The organism is Micromonospora sp. NPDC051925, from assembly GCF_044548625.1.
GTDB lineage: Bacteria > Actinomycetota > Actinomycetes > Mycobacteriales > Micromonosporaceae > Micromonospora.
In genome coordinates this window covers 23,007-48,557 of the sequence record NZ_JBIUCH010000022.1, presented here as the reverse complement: position 1 = coordinate 48,557, position 25,551 = coordinate 23,007, and the positions used below count along the sequence as shown (strand labels likewise).

The window sequence follows — 25,551 nt, the reverse complement described above, 5'->3', positions numbered from 1 at the left end:
GGCGATCGGAAGACGCTATCAGGCAAGTGCGTTGTAACCGAAAACGCCCGTTCTGTCGTGGTGGCGTTGCGCCGCGCCGTGGTGTGTCGGCCGCGCTGAAAGCCGCTCGTGAAGGAGTGTGGTGATCTGGTCGAGCCCTGGCCCGGTGAGCATGCTTTCGTGGTCGCCCGCGACTGTGGTCACGTGTGGGTCGCTGCTTCGGCTTTGCCACGTCCGTGTCGCGTTCTCGGTTCCGGGGGTGACGGTGTGCGGGAGGATCAGCTGCAGCGTCGGTGTCTGACCGGCCGGGTGCCATGCGGACATCGCGGCATGGCAGACGAGGCGGATCCGCATCTGGTGCAGGAGGGATTCGTGCTGGCTGGGCCAGCTCGGCGGGACGATGGACTCCGGGGCGAGGACGGCGGCAAGGGCATGTGCCCGGTCCGGGATCGGCAGGGTTTTCGTGGCGTCCAGGGCGGCGGTGATCGCCTGTCGGGGCTGGTCGGGCCAGCCGTGCTGCATGAGGGCGTACTGGACGTGGGTGATGATCGCGTCGTCGGCGTCGAGAGGCTGCTCGGCGTGGGGCGGGTCGAGTAGGAACAGGTCGTCGATGCGGTGGCTGTCGCCGTCGCGTTGTGCCTGCTGGGTCATCTCGTAGGCCAGCACCGCGCCGAGACACCACCCGGCCAGGGTGTATGGGCCGTCGGGTTTGGCGGCGCGGAGGCGACCCAGGTAGGTCTGGGCGAGCGCGGGCAGGGTGTCTGCGTCGGTGGATCCGTCGTGCGGAAGGCCGTAGCAGTCCCAGCCCGAGCCCAGGGCGGCGGCCAGATTGGTGTACCAGTCGATCTTGCCGCCGACGGGGTGGATGAGGAACAGGGTGCGTGCGTCTGCCTGAACGGGCGTGGGTGTGAGGGCGATGAGCCGGGCGGCTGCTTCCACCTCGGCGGTGAAGCGGTCGGCCATGTCCTCGGCTGCTTGCGGGGTGAGCAGGTCCGTATCGATCAGGAACTGGCAGGACATGATGCCGTCCGGATCGGCGGCCACCGTCAGGTCGATCGGTGTGGGCAGCACGTTGCTCGCGGCGATGCTGGCACCGTTCGGGCCGGGGACAGGGCGCAGGATCCGGTCTCGTCCGGTGGGTTGGTGGTGGCCGAGGTAGTTGACGGTGACCTGGGGGGCGGCGAGGGCTTCCAGTTGGCGTCCGAGTGGGGAGTCGGGGTGCAGGTAGCGGGCTTGGCCGAAACCGGCTCCGCCGTCGGGGATCGCCGCGAGTTGCCGCTGGAAGTCGGCGGCCACGTCGATGAGCCGTCCCGGGTGGGTGTCGGTGGCGGTGAGGAGGGCCGGGTAGAGGGTGGTCAGCCAGCCGACGACGCCCTCGTGGTCGGCGGATCCGTGATGGGAGCGGCCGTGGCCTTCGAGCCAGACGTACAGGTCGGGGCTGTCGGTGAAGGGTTGCAGGGCTCGTCGGAGCGCGGCCAGCAGGATGGCCTGGGCGCCGACGCCGCGTAGCCGGTGGGCGTCGTGGCGCAGGTACATGCCGGCGTGGGTCGACAGCCGTCGCCGCACGCGGATGCGGGCGCCGACCGGGGCCGGTCGCCCGCCGGTGCCGGTGAGGACCGGTTTTTCCGCTGTGGCCAGGTTCTGCCAGTGGGGGTCGGGTTCCGGGCCGACCTTGGGTGGGGTCGTGGGCGCGGTGGGCAGGCCCGGCGTGCTGCCCTCGGGTAGGGCCTGGCCGGCACGCAGCAGGCGGTAGGCCCTCTCGACGTCGTCGACGAGGATCTGCCAGGACACCGTGTCGATGATCAGATGGTGGGCGATGATGTACAGCCAGCGCTGCCGGCCGTCGGTGTCCCGCACGATCGTGACGGATGCCAGGCGCCCGGAGGCGATGCTGAGATCGTCGTGCAGACCCTCCAGGACGGGGGTCAGCCGTTCGGATGTCGGCTGGGTTCCGGCCGGGGGCAGGGTGTGTTCGCGGATGAGGCCGCCAGGCGTGGCGTCGTCCAGGACGGCTGTCCACGCGTGGTCGTGGCGGGTGAAGCGGGTGCGGAAGGCGTCATGGCGGTGCAGCGCCCAACGGGCGGCGGCGCGCAGGCTCGGCAGATCGCAGGTGTCGGCGAGGGTGAACAGCCGCGCCTGATGAAAGTGGTCCGGATCGGCGAAGTTCTGGGCGAAGAACCATGCCTGGATGGCGGTCAGCGCGAGCGGTGTGCCGCCGGGACGCCGCGCGGTCGCCGCCAGTGCGACGGTGGCGTTGTCGTCGGGGGTGGTGAGTAGTCGGTCCAGGGCGCGGACGGTCGGGGCGGCCACGAGCTGCGCGACGGTCATCTCGATTCCGAGGTCACGGGCGCGGGCCGCTGCCTGGATCGCCTGCAGCGAGTCGCCTCCGCAGGCGAAGAAGTCGTCGTCGATGCCGAGGTCGGGTCGCTGGAGTTGCTCGCGCCACGTCCGCAGCAGCCGCTGCTGGCGCTGCGTGGTCGGCACGGCGATCGGCGCCGCCGCTGCGACCGGGGTGCTCAGTGTGCTGAGGCGTTCGGGTTGGAGTTTCCCGGTCGCGGTGCGCGGGAGTTCGTCGACGACGATGTAGCCGGCCGGGGCCATGTAGGCGGGGAGGCGCTGCGCGGTCCAGGACCGCAGCAGATCCGGTAGGCATGCCTGGGGGTGGGCGGTGGCGACGAACGCGATCAGCTTCCCCGCGTCGCCGGGGCCTTGCACGGTGACGGCGGCGTCGGTGACGTCGGGGTGTTGGAGCAGGCAGGCGGTGATCTCGCCGAGTTCGATGCGGTAGCCGCGGATCTTCACCTGGTCGTCGAGGCGTCCGAGGATCTCGTATCGGCCGGCGCGCAGGCGTGCCCGGTCACCGGTGCGGTAGAGACGCTGTCCGGCCAGCGGACCCCGTCGGGGCGTCACGAACCGCTGCTGGGTCAGGTCGGGTTGGCGGTGATAGCCGGCGGCGACACCGGCGCCACCGATGAACAGCTCACCTGCGGCGCCCGCGGGCAGGAGGTCGCCGTCCGGGCCTAGGACGAACATGCTGTTGTTGGTCAGCGGTAGACCGACGGTCACCCGGGACTCCGCGTCGGGCTCCGGCGGGTGCAGGCGCGCGACGGAGCACCAGACGGTGGCTTCGGTGGGGCCGTACTCGTTGTCCAGGGCCACGTGCGGAAGCCGGCGGGCGTGGTCGCGGACGTCGTCGAGTGCGCACGCCTCACCACCGATCGCCACGACCTGCAGTGTTGGCTGCCATCCGCTGGGCATCGTGCTGAGTAGGGCCCGGTAGAACGACGCGGTGAAGTTGACGTGGGTGACCTGGTGCCGGTCGACCAGGGCGCGGATCTGGTCGGGGTCCTGGGCCTGCTCGGCGGTGTCGGGCAGGACGATGGTGCCGCCGGTCTGCAGCGTCCACAGCATCATGTGCGGCGCGACATCGAAGATCGCGGGCAGGGTGACCAGGGTCCGGGCGGGCCTCGCGGATGCGGACGTGACCGCGTGGTGGCGGGTCCGGGCCTGTAGGGCGGCGCAGGCGTTGCGGTGGGTGGTCACGACCGCTTTCGGGGTGCCGGTGGACCCCGAGGTGTACACGAGGTAGGCGCGATCGTCCGGACGCACGCCAGGTGCGGCCGGCGGCGGGCCGGCGGGTTCGGGGCCGGGTGCGGGATCGTCGGCGAAGAGCAGAGCTGTTCCGGCGGGCGGCCATCCGGTGTCGTGGCCGTTCGTCATCTGGTGGGTGATGACGATGGCGCGGACGTCGGCGCCGGCGAGCATCAGCCTGGTCCGGGCCGAGGGCTGGCCGGGGTCCAGGCACACGTACGCGGCGCCGAGACGCAGGGTGGCCAAGATGGTGGTGATCAGTTCGACGCCCGGCGGGCAGGCCACCGCCACGATGTGCCCGGGGCGTACGCCGAGGGCGGTGAGGCGGTGCTGAAGTGCCCCTGCGCGTAGGTCGAGGTCCCGATAGGTCCACTGGGTGCCGGCGTGTTCGAGCGCGACGGCGTGCGGGTGGGCGGCGGCGGCCGAGTCGAAGCCCGCGTGCAGGGTGCCTGACGGCACGGCGTCGTGCGGGCCGGCGCCCAGAGCCAGGATCCGCGTGGTTTCGTGGGCTCCCAGCAGGTCCAGGTCACGGACCGGCCGGTCGGGTGCCTGCGGCAGGACGTGCAGGATCCGCTCGTAGCCGGACAGGAGTTCCCTGGCGGTGTCGGGCTCGAACAGGTCGCTGTCGAACTCCCACAGGATGCTCATCCCGGGCCGGTGCTCCGCCGCGCCGGGGGCCGGTGGGTCGGGCACGCACACGACGTTGAGGTCAGCCTTCGCGGTCCCGTTGTGCTCGATGACCAGCTGCCCGCTGAGCGTCCCGACCTGGAAGTCCGGTCGGGGGGTGTCGTGGAAGGCGAACATCAGGTTGAACAGCGGATTGCCCGGGTCGCGGGGCACGTTCAGATGCGCCAGCAGGTCCAGCAGCGGCAACTCCTGGTGGTCCTGCGCCCCGAGCAGGGTGGTCATGGTGGCCTGGAGCAGTGCTGCGGTGCTGGCGTCGGGGTCGACGTCCACGCGCAGCGGCAGCGCGTTGACGAACATGCCCAGCAGGGTCTCGGTGCCGGCCTGGCGCCGGTTGACCAGAGCCGACCCGATCACCATGTCGCGTTCGTGGGTGTGCTGCCACACCTGCAGGGCGAACGCGGCCAGGAACACCGCGAACCTGCTCACCCCCTGCGCGACGGCCAACTCGTCAAGGTGCCGCACGGTCTCGGGTGGGATGTGGGCGACCAGACGGCCACCGCGGTAGGTCCGGCCGGCCGGACGGGGCCGGTCGGGGGTGAACGTCACCCCTTCCGGCGGGCAGCCGTCCAGCCGGTTCCGCCAGTAGGCGACCTGGTCGGCGTAGTCGCCGGTGCTGCGCCATTGCTGATACCAGGTGGCGTAGTCGCGGTACTGCACGGGCAGCGCGTCGAGGCGCGGAACCTCGCCGTCGAGGATCGCCCGGTAGGCGTAGCGAATCTCGGCAAGGAACAGCTGCGCGGACCATCCGTCGTGCGCGAAGTGATGCTCGACCTGAAGCAGCCGCCATGATCGTGGCCCGAGCCGGAACAGGTGCCAGCGCACCAGCGGCAGCACCGCCACGTCGAACCCGGCCGCCACCGCCGCCCGCATCCGGCAGTCCAGCTCCGCCGCCTGGGCGTCGGCGTCGAGGTCGCTGAGGTCGACCAGGTCCACCTGGGCGGCCCACGGTTCGCGCACGACCTGAACCGGCCCGTCGGGTGAGTCGTGGAACGTGGTGCGCAGGATCTCATGCCGGGCGACCACATGCGACAGCGCCGCCTGCAGGGCGTCGACGTCCACCGGGCCGGACATCCGCAGGGAGAACTGGGTGCTGTACGCCAGCGCGTCGGGCGCCATCTGCGTCAGGACCCAGATCTGGCGCTGCTGACCACTCAGCGGCCACACGCTCCCGTAGACGGACTCGGGCTCCCCCGCCGCCGGACGGAGAACCGGCCGGCCCGACGGGGTCCCCGCCCGGACCAGCTCGGCGATCTGGCGGATGGCGGACGCGCCGAACAGCGCACTGATCGGCACGTCGACCCCGTGCTCGTGGGCGATGACGGCGGCGAGGCGGATCAGGACCAGCGAACTCGCCCCCAGGGACGTCAACGGCTGGTCCACCGGCACCGTGGCCACGCCCAGGATATCCGCCGCCGCCCTGACCAACGCCTGGTGCAGCGGGTCCGCCGGGGCGTCGACGGTGGCAGCGGCGGAGACTGTAGGGCTGGGCAGTTTCGCCTCGTCAATCTTGCCGGCCGGGGTGCGGGGCAGCTCCGGCAGCACCACGTACGCGGACGGCACCAGATAGGCCGGCACCCGATCCCGCAGGTATTGGTCGCAGTCGCCCGCCATCTGCCCTTCCCCGCCACGGGCCGGCACGGGACTTGAGGCTGTGGGCGCCAGACTGTCCGCGTCCGGGTGGGGCACCAGGTAAGCGACGAGGGTGCTCGACCCGGTGCCGCCGCCCGGCCGGCCGGTGACGTGGGCCTGCATGACGCCGGGGTGCCCCATCAGCACAGTTTCGATGTGGCCCGGCTCGACCCGGTGCCCGCCGACCTGGATCTGCCGGTCCGCCCGGCCCAGGAACACGAAGTCCCCGGTGGGGCTGCGCTCGGCGAGGTCGCCGGTCAGATAGGCCCGCTCCCCGCTGGCGAGGATAACGAACCGCTGCGCGGTCAGCCCGGGGTTGTTCAGGTAGCCGAGGGCGAGGTTCGAACCGGTGATGGCCAACTCACCGGCACCGGTGGCGAGGTTCCTATCGCTGTCCAGCAGCAGGTAACCCGTGTTGCGGACCGGCCGGCCGATGCTCATCGGCGCCGATCGGCCGTGGGGCCCGTCGTAGAGCAGGGCGTAGCTGGAGCAGACGGTGGCCTCGGTGGGGCCGTACTCGTTCACCAGGGATACCGCCGGCAGCACACGGGCGTGCCGTTCGATCAGCACGGGACTCCAGCGTTCGCTGCCGATCCCGACCGCCACCAGACCGGCCGGCGGCCGGTCGGCTGCACGGTCCAGGAACGCCCCGTACAACGACGCCGGGTAGATCAGGTGCGTGATGTCGTGCCGGTGGATCAGCGCCACGGTGGCGGCCACGTCGGCGAGCCCGCCCGGTTCGATGACCAGGGTGCCGCCGGACAGGATCGTCCAGAACAGCACGCCGGTGGTGAGGTCGAACGCCGGTGAGTGCAGTAGCGGCACCCGCCCCGCCGGCCCGTACCGGTCGACCCGGGCCGCCGTGGCGTTCAGCAACGCCTCACCCGACACCACCACACCCTTCGGTCTGCCGGTGGACCCGGAGGTGTAGATCACGTACGCCGGGTTCCGCGGCGCCACCTCGGCCGTGCTCACCCGCTTCTCAGGCGGACAGCCGGTGATGCCGGCGGCATCACCCGCGGAGGAGGTCAGGTCGAGGGGGGTCACGACCGGGGCGCGGGTCAACCCCCGCAGGCGGTGAGCACGTTCGCTGCTCGTCACGACCATCGACGGCCTGGACTCATCGAAGATCTGACCCAGGTAGGTGTCGGGGGCGCCAGGATCCAGCGGCAGATACACCGCACCCGCGGCGGCCACGCCCATGACGGTGGCCACGAAGTCAGGGGACCGATCGAGCACCACGGCCACGATCGGGCTCCGTCCCGCGGCCGGCATCGCGGTGCGCACGGCCTCGGCGACACCGTGAGCGCGAGCGGCCAGATCGCGGTAGGTCCACGTGCCGGCCGGGGTGACGACCGCCGACGTGAGCCCGTTGTCGCGGTAGGCCGCCTCCAACGCCCTCGCCAGAGTCGTTGCCGCGAGCGCAGGGGTGTGTCGGACGGTCACGACGGGCCTCCCGAGGTCAGGGCGGCGCGGACCTCGTCGATCCGCGAGTGCAGGCCCACCCGGGCCGCCTGGTTGAGGCGTGCGCCGACGTGCCTGTCGAACGCCTCCAGGTAGGCCAGCCGGTCGACGGGCGGGGTATCGGGCTGGTCGAGGAACATCAGGTCGTGAGGAGTGATCGCGCGGACCGCGAACATCGGCGCCGGGCACCGCATCACCGGCAGGTCGCGGTTGTGGACGCCGCCGACGCTGCTCGTGGGGTGGAACTCCCCGAGCATCAGTCCGCGCTCGACGAACCACGGCCGTACCAGCCGGTGGCCGCCGTCGACGAAGGCGGCGGCGTTCTGCGCCGGCAGGTCGGGGAAGAAGCCCAGCAGCGCCGCCGACTGCCGCTGCTCCGGCGTGGCCAGGTCCTCGAACAGGTGCCCCAGCACCTTGCTGGCCTCGACCGCGTGCTCGGGTGACGCGCCGGTGAGGGCGATCGCGACCAACCACACCGTGTCGGTGCGCAGAGCGGGCGCCAGACGTGGACACACCGCGCCGGGCCGGCCCAGGTCGGGATGAGAGCGGGTGACGAACCGCTCCAACCACTCCAGGCCCTGCCGGTACATCGGGAACCGGGGGAACAGGTGCGCGGCGTCGGCGGCGCTGGTCAGGGAGCCAGGCTCGACGCGGGCGAAGCCGTGCGACGTGCGCTGGCTCGGCATCGGCGCGGCCCTCACCGGACGCGCCCTTCCACAGGGACCTCGCCCGCGGCGGGGTCCGCGCCCAGCGGTGTCCCGGAGAGGGCCCGTGACGTGTACCCATCGGGGCCGACGGGCACGTCACCGATGATCGTCACCCGGTGCAGCACCCGCTCGACGCCGTCGAGGTGGTCGATGTCCGGGGCCGCCAGGTGCGCGGTGGACCGGTTGTCCCAGAACGCCACGGAACCCGGCTCCCAACCGAACCGCACCGTGTACTCCGGCCGCGTCACCTGGTCGAACAGCAGGCCCAGCAGCGCGCTGCTCTCGGCCGGGGACAGCCCGACGATCCGCGCGGTGCGCGACGGGTTGACGAACAGCGCCTTCTCGCCGGTCTCCGGGTGCACCCGGACCACCGGGTGCACCGCGACCGGCGCGTCGGGGCCGATCATGTCGAGGATCGCGCGGTCGACCGGATCGGAGGGAACCATCCGATAACCGGCGAAGAAGCTGTGCTCGGCCTTGAGCCCGTCGCACAACGTCCGCAACGGGGCCGACAGCCCGTCGTAGGCCGCCACGAGGTTGGTCCACTGGGTGTCGCCGCCGAACGGCGGAACCGTTTCGGCCCGCAGGATCGACGCCGCCGGGGGGTTCACCACGTGAGACATGTCGGTGTGCCAGCCGGTTGCGCCGGAGGCCCACCGGAGGCGGTAGTGGGCTTCGTAGTCGACCCCGTACTGGTCCCGGTCGATCTGCGGAGAGATCGTCAGGATCTGCGGGAACACGTCGAGGGAGGCGTTGCTCTGCGACCGGGATCGCACGGTCAGCGTCCCGAACCTCTGACCCAACGCGATGTGCGCGGCGTGGTCCAGCTCCTGGTTGCGGAAGAACAGCACCTTGTGAGCCAGTAAAGCGTCGCGCAGCGCCGCGATCAGCGGCTCGTCCAACGCGCCTGCGAGGTCGACCCCGTCGACGTACGCGCCGATGTGGCCGGCGGCCCGGCGCAGGGTGAGCATGTCGGCCGCATCCGATCTCGGCATCATCATTTCCCCTGTCCTATTACTGTGCGACGTCCGGTAGACAATTCGATCCGCCGGCTTATAGCGGCGGTTATGGACAGCCGTGTGGCGCGTCCGCATCGCGCTCGCACCTTGTTCCCGGCTCCAGGTCGTCAGCCCGCAGTCGTCGCCACGGTTCTGAAGCCCGCTGGGTTACTGGCCTTGGCCGGTAGCAGCAGCGCCATCAGCCGGTGAGGTGCCGACCGTTCGCTGCGATATCAGCATCGGTCGTCGACTATCGCTGGGGCTAGACGGCGAGGCAGGGTGCCTGGTGCAACCGGCGTAGACACCGAAGAGGTGTACGACACCTGATCCATGCAGGACAGGCCGGACAAGGCCTGAAAGCAGTGCTACCTTCGGGCACGCGAAAAAGCCACAAGGACTTGGAAGCGACATGACAGCGACGCACGAATCGCCGCTGCGGGCACATATGACTGCCCTCGGATGGAGCCCCGAACAGCTCATCGCCAGAATCAACGAGGTACGCCGTCAGCGCGGGGCGGCGGCCCTGCACGCCAAGACCGCCTACAAGTGGGTGCAGGGTCGCCAACCGTCGACTGCGACCATGACCGACATCATTGCCGTCCTTCACCTGCATCGAGGCTTGCGTCTCACGCCCGCCGACTTAGGCTGGGACAGACCGGCCCGGCGGTCGCACGCTCTCGACGACCCCTACGCCGTCACCGCCCGGGAGCTGTTGCTGGCCAGCCAGGGAGACGACATGAAGCGCCGCAAGTTCGTACTGCTCACCGGATCCGCAGTCACCGCGTGCGCCCTGGACCTCCTACTGCCGGCAGGAGAAAGCCTCCAGCCAGCGCTCAACGGCGACCGCGTGTCCCAGTCACTGCTGGCCAACATCGAGACATCCGTGCGACGCAGCCGCGAACTCGACGACACCGAGGGCAGCAGACCGGCACTGCTGTGGGCCGGCGGACTGTGGAGCCTGCTCAGCCAAATCGTCACCCGATGCTCCTACGGCGATACCGAAGGACGACAACTCCACCGCCTCTACATCGAAATGTCCGAGACATACGGCTGGATGCTCTTCGACGCCGCCGAACACGCGCGCGCCCAACGGGTCTACCTGACCGGACTCCGGGTAGCCCGCGAAGCGAGCCCCGGCCCCGCGCTGCACCAGGCCACCGCGAACCTGCTCGCCTCCACCGCCTACCAGGAATCCTGGCTGGGCCACCACACCGAAGCGGCCACCCTGATCGCGACCGCCGCCACCCGCAACCCCGACACGCTGCCGAACCGCGTCCGCGCCGTGATCGCACAACGGGAGATCACCATCGCCGGACGCCGAGGCGACATCGACGGAGTCGAACGAGCCAGCGCCCACGCCCACGAACAACTCCAGGACGCCAGCCACGACGATCAGCCCTGGTGGACGGAATGGCTGACCCCGACGGCCGTCGACGGGGCGACCGGCCGAGCATGGCTGGCCCTGCGCAAACCCGACCACGCCACGTCCTACCTGACACAACGCGCGAACACCGCGACGAACGCATACCCGAGGGACCGCCTGCTCGCCCTCTGCGACCTGGCCAACGCCCGGCTCCGGGCAGGCGACCCACTCGCCGCCTGCGAGCCGCTCGACCACGCGCTGGACGTAGCCACAACAGTCGACTCACCCCGAGTATCCACATACCTGCAGAACGTGGTCCGGCAGCTCCGCGACGCGCGATGCACCCACCCACAGGCACGTGACGTGCTGACGAAAGCGGCAAGCTGACCACCTCGTGCACGGTTGCGGGCGCGCCGAGACGCTGCCCCGGGCGATCGAGCCGTAGGGTGCGACGGCGTGACGGGCATGAACACGCTCCAGACGACAGGTATGACCGGGCCGTCCGCGTACGAGGTGGAGGTCAAGTACCGGATCGGTGATCTCGCCGCGTTGGAGGCGGCTCTCGCCGTACGCGGCGTCGTCCTGTCGGCGCCGGCCGACCAGGATGATCAGGCGTACGCGCCGGTCGGCTGGGAGTACGGCCAGTCGAAGATCGGGGTGCCGTTCGCCCGGCTGCGTACCGAGCGGGGGCGGCATCTGTTGACGGTCAAGACGCCGGTGGCCAACGAGCTGTCGTGTGTCGAGCATGAAACCGAGGTGGCCGATCGGGTGCAGATGGACGCCGCGATCCGGCAGATGGGCTTCTACCCGACGGTCCGCATCCGCAAGGCCCGCCGCACGGCCACGCTCGGGCTGATGTCGCTGTGCGTCGACGAGGTGGACGGCATCGGGGCGTTCGTGGAGATCGAGCAGATCGTCACCGACAGCGAGGCGGGTGAGCGGATCCAGGCCGAACTCGACCGGTTCGCCGCCACGCTGGACGTGCCCCTGGAACGCACCACCGACACGTACGACTCGCTGATCCGAGCGGCACGGGCGGGGGTTTAGAACAGGGTCGCCGGCTCGATCATCGAAGGCATGGGGCCTACGTCGAGCGCGTCTACCTGCAGGTCCAGGTCGAGGGTGACCGCCGCGTGGTCGGTGAGGCGCTGTTCGCGGGGCTCCTGCAGGTAGCTGCCGCCGCACAGCCGGTCGCGCAGCGCCGTGCCGACGTGCAGGTAGTCGAAGCGGTAGCCGTTGCCGGCCCGGCCGAACCAGCTGTACTGCTGTGCTCCAGGGGCGAGGTGGTCGTGTACGTCTGTGAGTTCGGCGGCGGTCAGTGCGTCGAACAGGTCGTACTCGAACGGCAGCCACACCCCGGGGTAGGTGGGCTGGTGGTCACGGGGGATGACGTTGTAGTCCCCGCCGAGCACCAGGTGCGCCCGCTCGCTGGCCGTCAGGTCACCGATCACGGTGACGAGAGAGGCGACGAAGGCCCGCTTGCGTTCGACCTTGGCCTTCGCGCGGTCGCTGGAGGGCACGTAGACGCCGAGGACGGTGACCGGTGGGTCGGTGTGGACGGTGGCGGCGGCGGCCCGGCCCGGGATGCTCAGCCCGGCGGTAATGTCCGGGCGGACGGTGATGGGGACACGGCTGATCATGGCCGTGCCGCGGTCACCGGGCAGGGGCGGGTGGTGCACCTGACAGCCGGCGCGGCGGAAGCAGTCGAGCAGGTGGGCGGTGCCGTCGCCACCGCTGGTCTCGGTCAGCAGGAGGATCTGCTCAGGGCGGCCGGAGAGCCACCGCAGCAACGCGTCGGCGCGCCGCAGGGATGTGGCCTGAACGTTCAGGGTCAGGATCGATAACACGGCGTCGAGTCTTCACGCCGCAGGAGTGCGGGCGAGCAACGGGGCCAGCGTGTCGAGGATGGCGCAGACAACCTGCTCGGGGGTACGGCCGCGGCAGTCGATCATCGCCTGGTGCCATGACTGGCGATCGAGGAAGTCGAACGCCTCCTGGTAGAGCTGCAACTCGCGTTGCGGGGTGCCGGTGGCCTCCAGCCGGGTCAGCCGCCGACGCGCGGCGAGCCGGCCTGCGATGACCTGCGGGTCGTCGACCAGGTAGAGGGAGATGGCGGGTTGCAGGACGTACCGGTTGTAGCTCCAGATCTCGCGGAGGTCGACCGCGTCGACGCGCTGCAGCACCAGCGATGACTGGACGTACCGGTCGGTGACGACGATGCCGCCGGCGTCGAGGGCGGGGATGATCTCGTCCTCGACGTGCATGGTGCGGTCGGCGGCGATCGCGAGCGCGAGGGCCCGTCCGTGGATGACGGCCTCGGCCTCGCGCAGCAGATCCCCCAGGCGGGTGCGTGTGGGCTCGGTCGTCAGGTGCACGGGTTGACCTGCACGGTGGCGGAGCCGCTGGGCCAGCAGTCCCGCGATGGTGGTCTTGCCGACGCCGTTGGGTCCCTCGACAACGATCAACATGGCAGGTCAGGCTCCGGTGGGTGAGATCGGGATCAGCGGGAGCCGGATCGCCTCGGGCGGGCACTGCTCGGTGTCCGGGGCGCCGATGCGCTGGCCGGCGGCGATCACCGCGGCGGGGCAGCCCTTGCCGCAGGAGGCGTTGACCGCGCACGCCCCGCAGGTCGTGTTGGTCCCGACCTGGTAGCGGTCGTGGAAGCGGTACAGGTCGAGGACGTCGGCGATCTCCCCGTCGAGGACGTTGCCGACCAGGAACTCGCGGTCGGCGTGCTGTGACTGGGGTGTGCGGGCGGCGAAGACCAGGTAGGGGCAGACGGCGGTGTCGCCGTCGGCGAACACGTAGATCAGGGTGCCGGCGTCGCAGCCGGACAACGGCCGGGTGTCGTTGGGGAACCGGATCGGCACCAGCTCCACCCGGTCGGCCAGGGGCGCGGTGGCGGCGGCGATGGCCCGCATCGTCTGCTCCGGGGCGGCGAGCCGCCCGTGGGACTTCACCCCCCGGCCGAAGCTCGACAGCGGGTTCATCAGCACGTACGCCGCGCCCAGGTCGGCGGCGAACGCGCACAGCTCGGCGAACTCCTGCGGGCGGGTGAACACGTTCGGCGTCGACAGGATCCCGTGCAGCAGGCCCGCGTCGGCGAACCGTCGCGTGGTGTCCCGGGTGACGGCGAAGGAGTCACGGTTGCCCCGGAACCGGCCGTGCGAAGCGGGCCGGAATCCGTCGAAGCTGACGTTGACCCGCACGTTGCCCAGCTCGGCGAGGGCGCTGATCTGCTCGTCGCTGGTCTGGGTGGCGTTCGTGCAGATCTTGACGGGTAGGTCCATCCGCGCCGCCGCGGCGCAGATCTCCAGTAGGTGCGGGTGCACGAACGGTTCGCCGCCGGTCAACGTCAACCGGGTCACCCGGGCCCGCCGCAGCCGGGGCAGCACCACCTCGACCATGTCGTGGAGCGCGATGTCCGTGCCGGTTTCGGTGGAGGACACGAAGCAGTGGGCGCAGTGCAGGTTGCACCGCTCGGTGATCTGCACCAGCGCCTTGCGCTCACCGTCGTCGACCGATGTGCGGAAGTAGCAGGAACTGGCGTGGGTCTCGACGACCAGACGTTTACTCATGAACCCTCCCAGCGCCGACCCGCTCGCAGGAGGCGCCGAAACCGCCTCGCCTACCTCGCGGACTCCCTCGTCCAGTAGGCCGGCATCTACTCGTGTCGAACACCCTCGACGCCGATAACCGACACCGACCAGGTCAGCCGCGACCGCCGGAATCCGCGCCAATTCCTCGCGTCGACAATGTTCGACGCCCAATCATCGACCAAGACTGAACTCCGGCGGTATTGATCACCGCGACGCTAGGACTCATGAGGTCCGGCGCTGGCCAGCTACTGCCAGAGCACGCCCGGGTCCCCACCGTCGGCGGAGCCGCCAACGACGTCAACTCAGGGAGGCAGGGTGCGACTCGACGCGTCGGACGGAGGTCCGTCTGGGGCTGGCCTGCCCGCTCGCCTGGTGTGGGTGTGTGTGGCACTGGCCGCTGGGCTGGCGGCGATCGCCCTGGGCGCGGCGACCTGGGCGCTTGCGCAGTCACCGGGACCTGTTCCGACGGCGGCCGGCCTGGCCCTGGTGTGTGCGGCGGCGGCCAGCATAGCGATCACCGCCGGCGCGGCCGTGTGCGTGCATCGACTCGCCCGAGCGCACGTCCGCACCCTGGTGGGCGCCTCACCTGCCGCTGGCCAGCCCGTGGTGGGGCAGCAGGTGGAGGTGTTCGTCGGCCTCGCACGTCGGCTTCAAGGGCTGGTGCACCGGGAGATCCAACTGCTGGATGCCCTGGAGGCGCAGGTCGAGGACCCCGACCTGCTCAAGGGTTTGTTCCAGGTCGACCACCTCGCGACCCGCATCCGCCGTTACGCGGAGAACCTCGCCGTGGTCGGCGGGGCGGTGCCGCGGCGGCAGTGGAGCCGCCCCCTTCCGCTGGTCGAGGTACTCCGCTCGGCGATCGCCGAGGTGGAGCAGTACGCGCGGGTGCGGGTCGTGCCGCCGGTCGAGGGAACGGTACGCGGCCACGCGGGCGCCGACGTGGTGCACCTGCTCGCCGAGTTGGTCGAGAACGCGACCGCGTTCGCACCTCCCCACACTGAGGTGACGGTGCGTGCCCGGCGGGTGGCACTCGGCGTGGCGGTTGAGGTGGACGACCGCGGTCTGGGGATGCCGCATCCGGAGCAGGACCGGGTGAACGCGCTGTTGGCGGACCCGGGCCGGGTGGACGTCGGTGACCTGCTGCGCGACGGCCGTATCGGGGCGTGGGTGGTCTCGGCGTTGGCCCGCCGGCACGGCATCACCGTCAAGCTGCAGAGCAACGTCTACGGCGGCCTGCAGGCGGTGGTGATCCTGCCGACGCCCCTGCTCGGGGACCAACCCCCCGGGCAACCGCCGGCCATGGAGGCCGGCCGAATGCCAACGCGCGGCGAGCCGACAGGGACGGCGACCGCGTCCTCGCCGGTGGCAGGCGCTTCGCCCTCGCCCGTCGGCGCTCGTCACCACCCACCTGCGCCGCCGCCAACGCTGACACGGGTCGCGTCACCCGCGATGACGCCCGCGCTCCGTGACGCTGCCGCGTCCAGGCAGGCCCCCAGGGAAGCCGGCGCTGCGGGCCCGCTGCTGCCGCGCCGGACGCGGCAGGCGCATCTGGCGGCCCCGTTAGCGCGGGGCGGACCGGGATCGGTGAACCAGCCGGCTGGTGATCACGACCCGACGCTGATGGCCGACTTCCTGCGCGGGGCCAGTTCCGGCAGCGGCGAGCCGCCCGCCGCGCGTGCTGTCCCACGCCACTGACCGAAAATGTGAGAAGGAGTTGTCTGCGATGACCGGTACGTCTGGCCAGGAACTGGCGTGGCTGCTGTCCGGGTTGGTCGAGCGGGTGCCGCACACCCGCAGCGCGCTGCTGCTGTCCTCCGACGGGCTGCCTCGCGCCGCCCACGGACTGGCCGACGACGACGCGGACTACCTGGCGGCGATCGCCTCCGGACTGTTCTCCCTGACCCGCAGCGCCGGACAGATGTTCAACGGCGGCTGCGGTGTGCGGCAGGTGGTGGCCGAGCTCGACGAGACGCTGCTGTTCGTCACCGCGGCGGGCGAAGGCGGGGTGCTGGCGGTGCTGGCGGGCCGCCAGGCCGACGTCGGCGTGCTCGGCTACGAGATGTCGCAGATGGTCAAGAGCGTCCGACCGTATCTGGCGACACCCGCCCGAAGCGGCGCCCCGTCGCCCGTCCTGTCATGACCTCCCGCAGCGCGCATCGAGAGACGTGGCTCGACGAGGCGGCCGGGCGTCTGGTGCGCCCCTACACGGTCAGTGCGGGACGGACCCGCCCCACCACGGCGATGGACCTGTTGTCGTGGGTGGTCGCCACGGGCGTGCGTCCCCGAGGGCGGCTGGAGCCGGACCACGACGTGGCGCTGAGCCTGTGCGGGGCGGCGACCACGGTCGCCGAGGTGGCCGCCCGGATGAGGCTGCCGGCCGCGGTCACGAAGGTGGTGCTGTCGGACCTGGTCGCAGTCGGCGCGGTCCTGACCCGCCCACCCAGCCCGGCCGCCGACCCCACCGACCGATCGATCCTGGAGAAGCTCCTTGTCGGCCTCCAACAGCGGCTCTGACTGGGCGCCGAACGCGCTCAAGGTGCTGGTCGCCGGCGGGTTCGGGGTCGGGAAGACCACCTTCATCACGGCCACGAGCGAGATCCCGCCGCTGCGCACCGAGGAACTGCTCACCACCGCCAGCGTCGACACCGACGACCTCACCGGGATAGAGGCGAAGACGACCACCACGGTGGCCCTGGACTTCGGCCGCATCACCATCGACTGCGACAGCGTGCTGTACCTGTTCGGTACACCTGGGCAGGACCGGTTCTGGTTCCTGTGGGACGAACTGAGCCACGGCGCCCTCGGCGCGGTGGTGCTGGTCGACACCCGCCGCCTGCCCGACTGCTTCGCCGCCGTGGACTTCTTCGAGTCCCGCGGCATGCGGTTCCTGATCGCCGTCAACGAGTTCGACGGCGCCTACCGGCACCACCCGCAGGACGTGCGCGAAGCCCTGGGCCTGCCGCCCGCGGTCCCGATCGTGACATGCGACGCCCGCGACCGGCGGTCCGCGACCACCGTCCTGGTGACGCTCGTGCGGCACCTGCTCGCCGCTCCCACTCCCACACACGCCAGCTCCGCACCGACCGAGGTAGGTGATCGCGCATGACCAGCGACAACTTCGAACCCCCACCCCTGACTCCGCCCGACCTGGAGGCGCCCCAGCGGCTCCACCGGCTGCGGGCGCTCGGCCTCGGCAGACCGGAGCGGGAGTTCGACGACTTCGCCCGCAACCTCGCCGACGTCACGGACATGCCGTGGGCGATGGTGAACTTCCTCGACGAGAACGGCCAGTTCTTCGCCGGCCTCTACACCGGCCGGACCACGCAGCCCGGCGTGTCGGCAGCGGCCACACCCCTCGAACCCGGTCGCCGGATGTCACGAGACCAGGGATTCTGCCCGCACGTCGTGCACCGGCGCCGCGCGCTGGTCCTCGACGACGTCTGCGCCTACCCGCGGTTCGCCGGCAACCCGGTCGTCGACCAGCTCGGCATCCGCACCTACATGGGCGCCCCGCTCATCGACCACACCGGCACCACCCTCGGGACGATCTGCGTGGTCGGCACCGAATCCCGCACCTGGGGACAGCAAGGACTCGCCACCATCAAGACCTGGGCGGCCGAGCTGTCCGCACGGATCAGCCAGCGAGAACACCACCCCCGGTAACCGGGCTCACGGCCCGACAGCCCTGATCGTCCCCCCGCACACGAGACATCCTTCGTCGCCTCGCTGCCCGGGCCGGCAGCTCACATTCCAGGAACTGCTGGTGACCCCGCCACGGCCCTGCCCGTGGCGTTACCCACCGCCACCGACGGACACCGTTGGCGACTCACGAGGAGAGCGGCAGATGGTCGACGGCTACCACCTCACCCCCCGCCACACCCGGCTGCGGGACACAGTCCGGGCGTTCGCCGAGGCCGAGGTCCGACCCCGCATTACGGAGCTGGAGGCGGACCGCAGCGTGGCGCAGGACCTGTCCCGGCAGATCGCCCGCCAAGGATGGCTCGGCGCCACGATCGACCCCACCTACGGAGGCCTCGGACTCGGTCACCTCGCCAAGACGATCATCATCGAGGAACTGTCCCGGGTCTCGGCCGCCATGGGCGCCATGCTCCAGGCGTCCCACCTCGGCACCGCGAAGATCATCCATTTCGGCAGCGACAAGCAGAAACAGACCTGGCTGCCCGCCATCGCGGCCGGTGACTGCCTGCCCACCATCGCCGTCACCGAACCCGGATCCGGCAGCCACGTCCTCGGCATGACCACCACCGCCGTACCCGACGGCGACGACTACGTCATCACCGGCACGAAGACCTTCGTCGGCAACAGCCACATCGGCGATCTGCACGGCGTCGTGGCCCGCACCGGCCCTGGCACCCGCGGACTGTCCGCCTTTCTCGTCGAAGCCGACCGGCCCGGTGTGCGTCTCACCCCGCACCAGCCCAGCATGGGACTGCACGGCTTCAGCTTTGGCGAGATCGTCTTCGACAACTGTCGTGTCCCGGCGGCGAACCGGCTCGGCGCCGAAGGCGACGGCCTCGATGTGGCGTACTCCTCCAGCGTCCTGTACGGCAGACCCAACCTCGCCGCCGTCGCCCTCGGCATCCACCAGGCCGTCCTCGACACCACCGTCGCCTACGCGACCAGCCAACGCCGCTACGGCCAACCCCTGGCCGACCTACCCACGGTGAAACAGCGCATCGGCGCCATGCAGTCCCGGCTGATGGTCGCCCGCCTGGCTGCCTACCACGCCGTACACCTACTCGACAGCGGGCAACCCTGCGACGCGGAACTCGTCAACGCCAAACTGATCAACGCCGAACACGCGATCGACTCCGCCCGCACCGCGATGGAGATCCACGCCGCACACGGCCTCCACCCCGCCCAGTCGCCCATCGAACGCTACTTCCGCGACGCCCTGCACATCTTCGCCCCCGCCGGCACCTCGGACATCCAACTCCTCCGACTGGCCGAACACGCCCTCGGCACCACCAAACAACCCTGGTCAACCCGGTTCCACTCCTCCGTCCCCCAGCGGAGGCGAAAACGTGGCGAGGCCAAGCCCACGCCGCGGGCAGAAACGAGCGCAACGGGGTCCATCGCATGCTGACCACCTCCTGCACCCTCGTCAGCGACCAGCCCACCGACACGCTGCCGGTCCTGGCGACATACCTGCACACGCGACTCGGCACGCCGCCGCCACGACCACTCGCGGCCATCAGCTTCGACCTGGACGACACACTCATCGACACCAGCAGCAGCCTGGCTCACGGCGTGCGGGCGGGAGCCCAGCTCGCGGCCACCCTCACCTACCGCGTCGACCCAGGCGCACTGATCGACGCCTACCACACGGCATTCGCCACCCACTGGCGGCATCCCGCCGCAGCGGGCACCGGCGGCCTGCAAGACCTTCGTCGACGCGTCTGGCGGACGGCTCTCCGGAGCGTCGACGTCACACTGGACACCAGCGACCTGGACCGGCTGGTGCGCACCTGCATCGCCGCCCAACTCGCCATGATCGCCCCGGACCCGGAACTACGCGGTCTCCTGCGAGAGCTGACCGGCCTGGCGCCGGTAGCGGTCTGCAGTAACGGGCACCGTGCCTCGGTCCAGCGGAAGCTGGACAAGGCGGCTCTCACCGAGTTCGTCACGGCCATCATCTGCGGTCCGGACATCGGCCTCGCGAAGCCCGACCCCGGACTCTTCCACGCGTGCAGCCGAGCGCTGAACGTCGACCCCGCACGGTGTCTCCACATCGGCGACAGCTGGCACGCCGACGTCCAAGGCGCCATCGCCGCCGGCATGGTCCCGATTTGGATCACCCGCCAGCCGGCCGCCACCGCGCCGCGACCACCAACCGTGCCCTCGTATCCCACCGTCACCCACGCCATCCGCGACCTCCTGCAGCTTCTCTCTCCGGCACCGCCGGAGCGCAGCCGCGGCTAGCTGATCCGGCCAGCCCCGCAGTGTTCGATCGCTCCTCCGTCACGTCCAGACAACCGACGATGAGGCAACAGCCATGACTCCACTCGACGCGCAGAGCCTTCACCGGCGCAGGGGCAACCCGTGGCGTCCGCCACTGCTGGTCGCCCTGGTCGCCGTCACCATCGCCCTGACGGCAGTTATCGCGTACCCGGTCCCCACCGGAGGCGACCGCCCAGGCGTAGAGCCGACGGCGATCCCCGCAGGCCTCAACAACGTCCCCGACAGCACGCCGGCCGCAGCCGTCATCACCGCACCGTGCGTCGCGCAGTTGGCCGACACGCTCGCCACGGCAGCCGACGCGAGCAACGCGGTCAACGCCACCCCGGCGAGCCCCACCACATACGCCCGCACACACACTCGGACCTGGGCCGCGCAGGACACCATGATCCCGTCTGGGACCAGCAGCCGCACGATCGTCACCACCGAGACCTGGCAGTGGCGGGCCGCCGACGGATCTGGTCGCACTGTCAGCACCACACCCGGCTCCGCTGGCCACACCGTCACTGACCATCCCGCTGGGGGAATACCCGCACCGCTACCCGAGCCGGCCCCCACCGACCCGCGCGCCCTCGCCACCCACCTCGCCACGGTGCAGCCGCCCGAGATGGGCCCGCAGTGGATCATCCGCGCGGTCGCGGACGTGCATCTCACCCAACACCCCGCCGCAGCTACCCGGATCGCCCTGCTCCGGCTCCTCGCCACCGCCGAGGCCGTTATCTGCCATGGCACGGTCGCGGACCGGGCCGGCCGGGCCGGTATCGCCGTCGCCGTCGAGCACCAGCAGGCCCGCGACACCCTGATCATCGACCGGGCCGGCGGGGTCCTCGCCCACGAGAGCACCGACCTCGGCCCGCCACCCGGCATGGACAAGGACGCACCACGCCTGCGCTTGTACACCCTCATCGTCGACCGCTCCGAGGACCCCACGATCGACACGGCGCAGGCCACGCGGTGACCCGCACCCGTACCGGCGCGTTGCTGCTCACGGCGTCACTTCTCCTTACCGCCTGTGCCGGCCCCTCCGACGGCGTGAACCCCGATCCGCCGTCTCCGACGACGTCCCCGAACAGCACACCACCGGTCCCGGCCGGACCGGTCCTGACCCGCCTGGCCGACACCCTCGGCGACGCGCCCGCCGACACCACCAGCGGCGACTACCAGTACGTCGAACGCCGCACCTGGTACCGCGACGTCATCGGGCCACCCGGCCCCACCGGGTGGCCCGAACGGGTCCGCGCCGACCAGCTGTGGCGCACCGATGACGCCGCCGACGGCCGGCAGATCAGCGTGCACGTCGACAGCGGAAGCTGCATCCCCGACGGCGGAGACAGCAGCTGGACAGGCCAGACCGGGGACCGGTTCGACCAGCCACCACCGAGACAACCCGCTGCCCTACGCACCTACCTGCTCATCGCGGCCGGTCCCGGCGAGACCCGTCCCCAGGACATCGTCGGCGGCATCGCGATGCTCTACGAACGCCACGCGCCCACCCGCCCAGTCCGGGCCGCGGTCCTGCGGCTCCTCGCGGCGCAACCCGGCCTACTCGCGCAGACCGGCGTCACCGACCGCGTCCAGCGCCCCGGCATGGACGTCATCCTCCCGTACACCGACCGCTCCGGCGTGCCAAGGCGCGACATCCTCACCATTGACGAGCACAGCGGCGTCCTCCTCGCCGCCCACAGCACCATCACCGGCCCCATCCCACCCCAGGACCCGCGCCTGGGACCCGACACCACAGACGTGATCGTCGCCGATGCCGCCAGCTACCGGCTCTACGTCGACAGCCGCCGCACCCCGGACACCCACACACCGGCGGCCGGCTGCCAGCACCCCACCCTCCGGCCAGGCGCAGGGCAACGCCTCGCGGCAGTGAGCGGTGAGAGCGCCCATGCGGATCCTCGACCCCCTGGCGGCTCCCCGCACCCGGATCAGGGCGTCGACCCGGCCGCGCCGGGGCGGCACGGTCCCCGCACGCCATCAGCCGGAACGCGCTGTAGGAGAGCCCTGAGGTGAAGGACTCACCAGCGGTCGAGAAGCTGCCGCCTCTGCGGGACTACCAGCAGGAGGCCGTCGAGGCGATCGTGGAGGGCCAGGCCGATGGTGGTCGCGGCCAGTTCCGGGCGGCCTGCGGTAGCGGCAAGTCCCTTGTCGCGGTGCACGCCGCCGTCCGGCTCTGCCCGACCGGGCTGGTGGTGGTGGCCTGCCCGTCGCTGCCCCTGCTCGCGCAGACCCTGGCGGTGTGGGCCGCTGCCGGCATGGCGGTGCAGGTACTCGCGGTGTGCAGCGATGACACCGTCGCCGACACGGCGGTGCGCACGACCGACCTTCAGTGTCCGGTCACCACGCGGCCGGGCGAGATCGCGGACTGGGTCCGGCGAACTCCTACCAGCCGTTTGCGGCTGATCCTGGTAACTCATGCTTCCGCGGCTCTGGTGGGCGCGGGGCTGCACGCCACGGACACCGCCGCGAGTCTGTTGGTGATCGACGAGGCGCACCACACCGCCGGATGGCCCGGCAAACACGTTGCCCTGGTGCACCGTGACGAGCACCTGCCGGCCACCCGGCGGCTGTACATGACCGCCACACCACGGGTCCTCAGCGCACGACGCCGCGCGGGCCGTGGCGGTGAGGATGTGTTGTCGATGGACGACGCGGACGTGTTCGGCCCGGTCCACTACAGCTACCCGTTCGCGAGCGCGATCACCGATGGCTGGCTCGAGGACTACCGCATCGTGGTGATCGGGGTGACCTCCGAGGAAGCGCTGTCGACCCTGCGTCGCCTCGACCCCCACGCCGTCGTGCGTGCGGGCGCGGCGCCGCTGCGCACCGCGGTGGTGCAGACCGCGCTCGCCCGCGCTGCCGCCGAGTTCGGTCTTCGCCGGGTGCTGGTGTTCACCCCACGGGTGGCCCAGTCCCAGGAGTTCTCCCGTACTCTGCCGGCAGCCTTGGCTGCCCTGCCTGAGCAGGACCGTCCCAAGGGCCGCCTGACGGTCGGGCATGTCGACGGCACCCAGACGATGACGCAGCGGCAGATCCATCTGGCCAACCTCGCCGACCCGCCCGAGGACGGCTGGACGGTGATCTCCAACTCACGGTGCCTGGGCGAGGGCGTCGACGTGCCCGCCGTCGACGCCGTCGTCTTCACCGCCCCGAAGGAGTCCGAGTCCGACGTCATCCAGGCCGTCGGCCGGGCACTGCGCCGCAACCCCGCCGGGTCCGGCATCGCCACGATCCTGCTCCCGGTCCTGCTGCCTGACGATCCGGTCGAGACCGCCCGCGACCTCGCCGCGGACCTGGCCGAATGGACCACCCTGTTGCAGGTGCTGCGCGCGCTGCGCGCCCACGACAACGGCTTGGCCGCCGAGCTCGACACCCAGCGCACGAAGGCGTCCACGGGGGCCGCGGCGCTGCCGCCGCAGCTGCTCGTCCGCCTTCCCGACGGCTACGCCTCCGAAGACCTGCTGCGGACCCTCACCGTGCGGGTGCTGGAGGAGACCACCTCGGAGTGGCTTGTCGGGTACGCCGCCCTCCGCGCGTTCCACGCCGACCACGGACACCTGCGGGTGCCCGTCGGCCACGTACGCCACGGGGTGCGATTGGAACGCTGGATTGCGCGGCAGCGTGCCGAGTACGAGGTACGCCGGCTTCCACAGGACCGGGTCCAGCACCTGAACGACATCGGCTTCGACTGGACACCCATGACGCGGGCCTGGGAGCGGGGCATCGCCGCCGCCACCGCGTTCCGCGCCGAACACGGCCACCTGGACGTGCCCACCGGCCATGTCATCGACGGACTCGACCTCGCCCTCTGGATAGGACAACAACGCGGCTACCACCGCAAGAACACCCTTCCCGACGACCGGGTCGCTGCCCTCACCGCCCTCGGGATCGACTGGACCGTCAAACGCCCCTCCTACCACGACGGCTTCACGGCCCTGCAGCACTTCCACGCCACCCACGGCCACATCCAGGTCCCCTATGGCGCGACCGTCAACGGCGTCAACCTCTACGACTGGCTCGCCGCCCGACGCACCGATCACCGACTCGGACGCCTCAACGACGACCGCCTACGCAGCCTCGAAGCACTCGGCATGCAATGGTCAATCCGCGACGCCGCCTGGCACCGCAACCTCGTCACCGCCACCACGTTCTCCCACCGCGAAGGACACCTGCACCCACGCAGAGGCCACCGCGAAGACGACATCGACCTATCCCGGTGGATCCATGCCCAGCGCATCGCGCGACGTGACGGCAAACTCCCCCAGGACCGGGTCGCCGCACTCGACGCGATCGGGATGCAATGGGAGATCGCCAGCGGCTGGACCGGCATGCACCAGGTCACCGCAAGCCGAAGCGGCCGCACAAGCGACGACAACGAACCCACCGAACCCCGTCCCGCACCGCGCCGTCCAGGCGGGCCGGCTCCACGCCTGCAGCCCGACGTCTCGCTCCTTCCGGCGGGACACCGGCACCAGCACTCGCCATCCACCACATCCGAAGGGACCCGCTGATGACGCGCCTGCTGATCGCGACCTACAACTACGAGGCGGGCGGCTACCGCGACGGCACCTTCAACATGCGGCCCTTGCAACAGACGTTCGCCGCCCTCGACGTTCCGCCCGCGATCATCCTCTTCTGCGAAGCCAAGCACTACCGGCGTAACCAGCACGAAGGTTTGCGCCTGGCGGAGAAGGCCCTCACCGACGTCCTTCACGCCCCCTACGCCGGGCTCCTCGGCACCAGCCAGCACGGACCCATCCCACCGGCCATCTTCTACAACGCCGACATCGTCACCCACCTGGCCTGGCCCGGCGACGACCCGCACGACCCCGACGTCTTTCCCGACAAACGCAACGTCGGCCGGTTTCAGGTCAACACCACCGGTGCCGAGTTCGGCGCCTGGGTCGCCCACTTCAACTCCCGCAGCGGCTCCGCCCGCCTGGAAGAGGCGAAACTGCTCGACCGCTACGGCAACGACCCGCTCCCGTTCATCGGCGGCGGCGACCTCAACTCCACCGCCAGCGGCCCGCATTTCCCCCAACGAGACTGGCACACCGCGAACCACCACATCCGCACACACAAAGGCAAACGGATCGACGACGGCACCCCCGAAGGGCACTGGGAAGCCGACACCGACGCCCTCGACCACCTCATCGGCCGATGGGACCCGATCAGGAACCGCCGGCTCGACGGCGCCGGCTACCACACCGTCGCCGAACTCGCCTGGCTCGCCAATCCCGACTTCGTCATCGCGCCCACCATCATCGACAAGCCCGGTGAAGGCGGCCCTGACCTCATCGACTACCTGCTGGTCAACAACGCCATGCGCCCCCACGTCATCCCCAGCAGCTACCAGGTCCACCTCCCCGACGGGCCGCCGTACCCATCCGACCACCACCTCGTCACCGCCACCATCGACCTGTAACGGCACCGGCAGCCCTTCGAGCCGGGCGCGAGGCTCTGCAGCCCTTCATGGCCCTGAGGAGGACTGCGCCGTACGAGCCGCGTCAGGCGTCCGCCGCTCTGTGAAGCTGGGACACCCGATCGAGGCG

The 25,551-nt window shown here is 70.8% G+C and carries 19 protein-coding genes; 13 read left to right on the top strand and 6 right to left on the bottom strand.

The window, feature by feature from the left end:
- Positions 1 to 18 precede the first annotated feature (18 nt).
- From ACIG87_RS26255 to ACIG87_RS26245, 3 genes are read right to left on the bottom strand one after another with little or no spacing between them, the layout of a single operon-like run.
- On the bottom strand, positions 19 to 7,332 hold the full coding sequence (locus ACIG87_RS26255) for an amino acid adenylation domain-containing protein (RefSeq protein WP_396854035.1): 7,314 nt from the start codon (positions 7,330 to 7,332) through the stop codon (positions 19 to 21).
- Positions 7,329 to 8,036 carry a DUF6875 domain-containing protein gene (locus tag ACIG87_RS26250; RefSeq protein ID WP_396854033.1) on the bottom strand — a complete coding sequence of 236 codons (708 nt, stop codon included), beginning with the start codon at positions 8,034 to 8,036 and terminating at the stop codon, positions 7,329 to 7,331. The genes ACIG87_RS26255 and ACIG87_RS26250 overlap by 4 nt, the downstream gene beginning before the upstream one ends.
- Positions 8,037 to 8,047: 11 nt before the next feature.
- Positions 8,048 to 9,151: a TauD/TfdA dioxygenase family protein gene (locus tag ACIG87_RS26245; protein WP_396854032.1), complete on the bottom strand. Its 1,104-nt coding sequence runs from the start codon at positions 9,149 to 9,151 to the stop codon at positions 8,048 to 8,050.
- Between the two features lie 313 nt (positions 9,152 to 9,464).
- Here ACIG87_RS26245 and ACIG87_RS26240 point away from each other — a divergent pair, with 313 nt between their 5' ends.
- Both ACIG87_RS26240 and ACIG87_RS26235 read left to right on the top strand, forming a co-directional pair.
- Positions 9,465 to 10,805, top strand: a complete 1,341-nt coding sequence (locus tag ACIG87_RS26240) for a hypothetical protein (protein ID WP_396854031.1) — start codon at positions 9,465 to 9,467, stop codon at positions 10,803 to 10,805.
- 78 nt (positions 10,806 to 10,883) lie between these two features.
- Positions 10,884 to 11,465 carry a class IV adenylate cyclase gene (locus ACIG87_RS26235; RefSeq protein WP_396854163.1) on the top strand — a complete coding sequence of 194 codons (582 nt, stop codon included), beginning with the start codon at positions 10,884 to 10,886 and terminating at the stop codon, positions 11,463 to 11,465.
- Here the strand turns inward: ACIG87_RS26235 and ACIG87_RS26230 are convergent.
- The 3 genes from ACIG87_RS26230 to ACIG87_RS26220 are packed head-to-tail and all read right to left on the bottom strand — an operon-like array spanning position 11,462 to position 13,996.
- Positions 11,462 to 12,265, bottom strand: a complete 804-nt coding sequence (locus tag ACIG87_RS26230; RefSeq protein ID WP_396854030.1) for an endonuclease/exonuclease/phosphatase family protein — start codon at positions 12,263 to 12,265, stop codon at positions 11,462 to 11,464. The two genes, ACIG87_RS26235 and ACIG87_RS26230, sit on opposite strands and share 4 nt — an antisense overlap.
- Before the next feature lie 12 nt (positions 12,266 to 12,277).
- Positions 12,278 to 12,886 carry a dTMP kinase gene (gene tmk / locus ACIG87_RS26225; RefSeq protein ID WP_396854028.1) on the bottom strand — a complete coding sequence of 203 codons (609 nt, stop codon included), beginning with the start codon at positions 12,884 to 12,886 and terminating at the stop codon, positions 12,278 to 12,280.
- A gap of 6 nt (positions 12,887 to 12,892) precedes the next feature.
- Positions 12,893 to 13,996 carry a radical SAM protein gene (locus ACIG87_RS26220; protein ID WP_396854026.1) on the bottom strand — a complete coding sequence of 368 codons (1,104 nt, stop codon included), beginning with the start codon at positions 13,994 to 13,996 and terminating at the stop codon, positions 12,893 to 12,895.
- 405 nt (positions 13,997 to 14,401) lie between these two features.
- On the opposite strand from ACIG87_RS26220, the gene ACIG87_RS26215 reads away from it, so the two are divergent.
- The 11 genes from ACIG87_RS26215 (at position 14,402) to ACIG87_RS26165 (ending at position 25,424) form a co-directional block, all read left to right on the top strand.
- Complete coding sequence (locus ACIG87_RS26215) at positions 14,402 to 15,712, top strand: sensor histidine kinase (RefSeq protein WP_396854024.1); 1,311 nt, start codon at positions 14,402 to 14,404, stop codon at positions 15,710 to 15,712.
- Positions 15,713 to 15,740: 28 nt separating this feature from the next.
- Positions 15,741 to 16,157 (top strand): roadblock/LC7 domain-containing protein, encoded by a 417-nt coding sequence (locus tag ACIG87_RS26210; RefSeq protein ID WP_396854022.1) that lies wholly within the window; start codon positions 15,741 to 15,743, stop codon positions 16,155 to 16,157.
- The gene (locus tag ACIG87_RS26205; protein WP_396854020.1) at positions 16,154 to 16,531 is read left to right on the top strand and encodes a DUF742 domain-containing protein; all 378 of its coding nucleotides are present in this window, start codon (positions 16,154 to 16,156) and stop codon (positions 16,529 to 16,531) included. Before ACIG87_RS26210 ends, ACIG87_RS26205 begins: the two co-directional genes overlap by 4 nt.
- Positions 16,506 to 17,123 carry a GTP-binding protein gene (locus ACIG87_RS26200; protein ID WP_396854018.1) on the top strand — a complete coding sequence of 206 codons (618 nt, stop codon included), beginning with the start codon at positions 16,506 to 16,508 and terminating at the stop codon, positions 17,121 to 17,123. Before ACIG87_RS26205 ends, ACIG87_RS26200 begins: the two co-directional genes overlap by 26 nt.
- Positions 17,120 to 17,680, top strand: coding sequence for a GAF domain-containing protein (locus ACIG87_RS26195; protein WP_396854017.1), 561 nt, complete (start codon positions 17,120 to 17,122; stop codon positions 17,678 to 17,680). The genes ACIG87_RS26200 and ACIG87_RS26195 overlap by 4 nt, the downstream gene beginning before the upstream one ends.
- 181 nt (positions 17,681 to 17,861) lie before the next feature.
- Positions 17,862 to 19,124: an acyl-CoA dehydrogenase family protein gene (locus ACIG87_RS26190; protein WP_396854016.1), complete on the top strand. Its 1,263-nt coding sequence runs from the start codon at positions 17,862 to 17,864 to the stop codon at positions 19,122 to 19,124.
- The gene (locus ACIG87_RS26185; RefSeq protein WP_396854015.1) at positions 19,118 to 19,960 is read left to right on the top strand and encodes an HAD family hydrolase; all 843 of its coding nucleotides are present in this window, start codon (positions 19,118 to 19,120) and stop codon (positions 19,958 to 19,960) included. Before ACIG87_RS26190 ends, ACIG87_RS26185 begins: the two co-directional genes overlap by 7 nt.
- A 73-nt stretch (positions 19,961 to 20,033) precedes the next feature.
- Entirely contained in the window at positions 20,034 to 20,954 is a 921-nt protein-coding gene (locus tag ACIG87_RS26180) for a hypothetical protein (protein WP_396854014.1), read from the top strand.
- The gene (locus ACIG87_RS26175) at positions 20,951 to 22,012 is read left to right on the top strand and encodes a hypothetical protein (protein ID WP_396854013.1); all 1,062 of its coding nucleotides are present in this window, start codon (positions 20,951 to 20,953) and stop codon (positions 22,010 to 22,012) included. The genes ACIG87_RS26180 and ACIG87_RS26175 overlap by 4 nt, the downstream gene beginning before the upstream one ends.
- On the top strand, positions 22,009 to 24,510 hold the full coding sequence (locus ACIG87_RS26170; protein WP_396854011.1) for a Helicase associated domain protein: 2,502 nt from the start codon (positions 22,009 to 22,011) through the stop codon (positions 24,508 to 24,510). The genes ACIG87_RS26175 and ACIG87_RS26170 overlap by 4 nt, the downstream gene beginning before the upstream one ends.
- Entirely contained in the window at positions 24,510 to 25,424 is a 915-nt protein-coding gene (locus ACIG87_RS26165; protein WP_396854010.1) for an endonuclease/exonuclease/phosphatase family protein, read from the top strand. The genes ACIG87_RS26170 and ACIG87_RS26165 overlap by 1 nt, the downstream gene beginning before the upstream one ends.
- Positions 25,425 to 25,551: the final 127 nt, after the last annotated feature.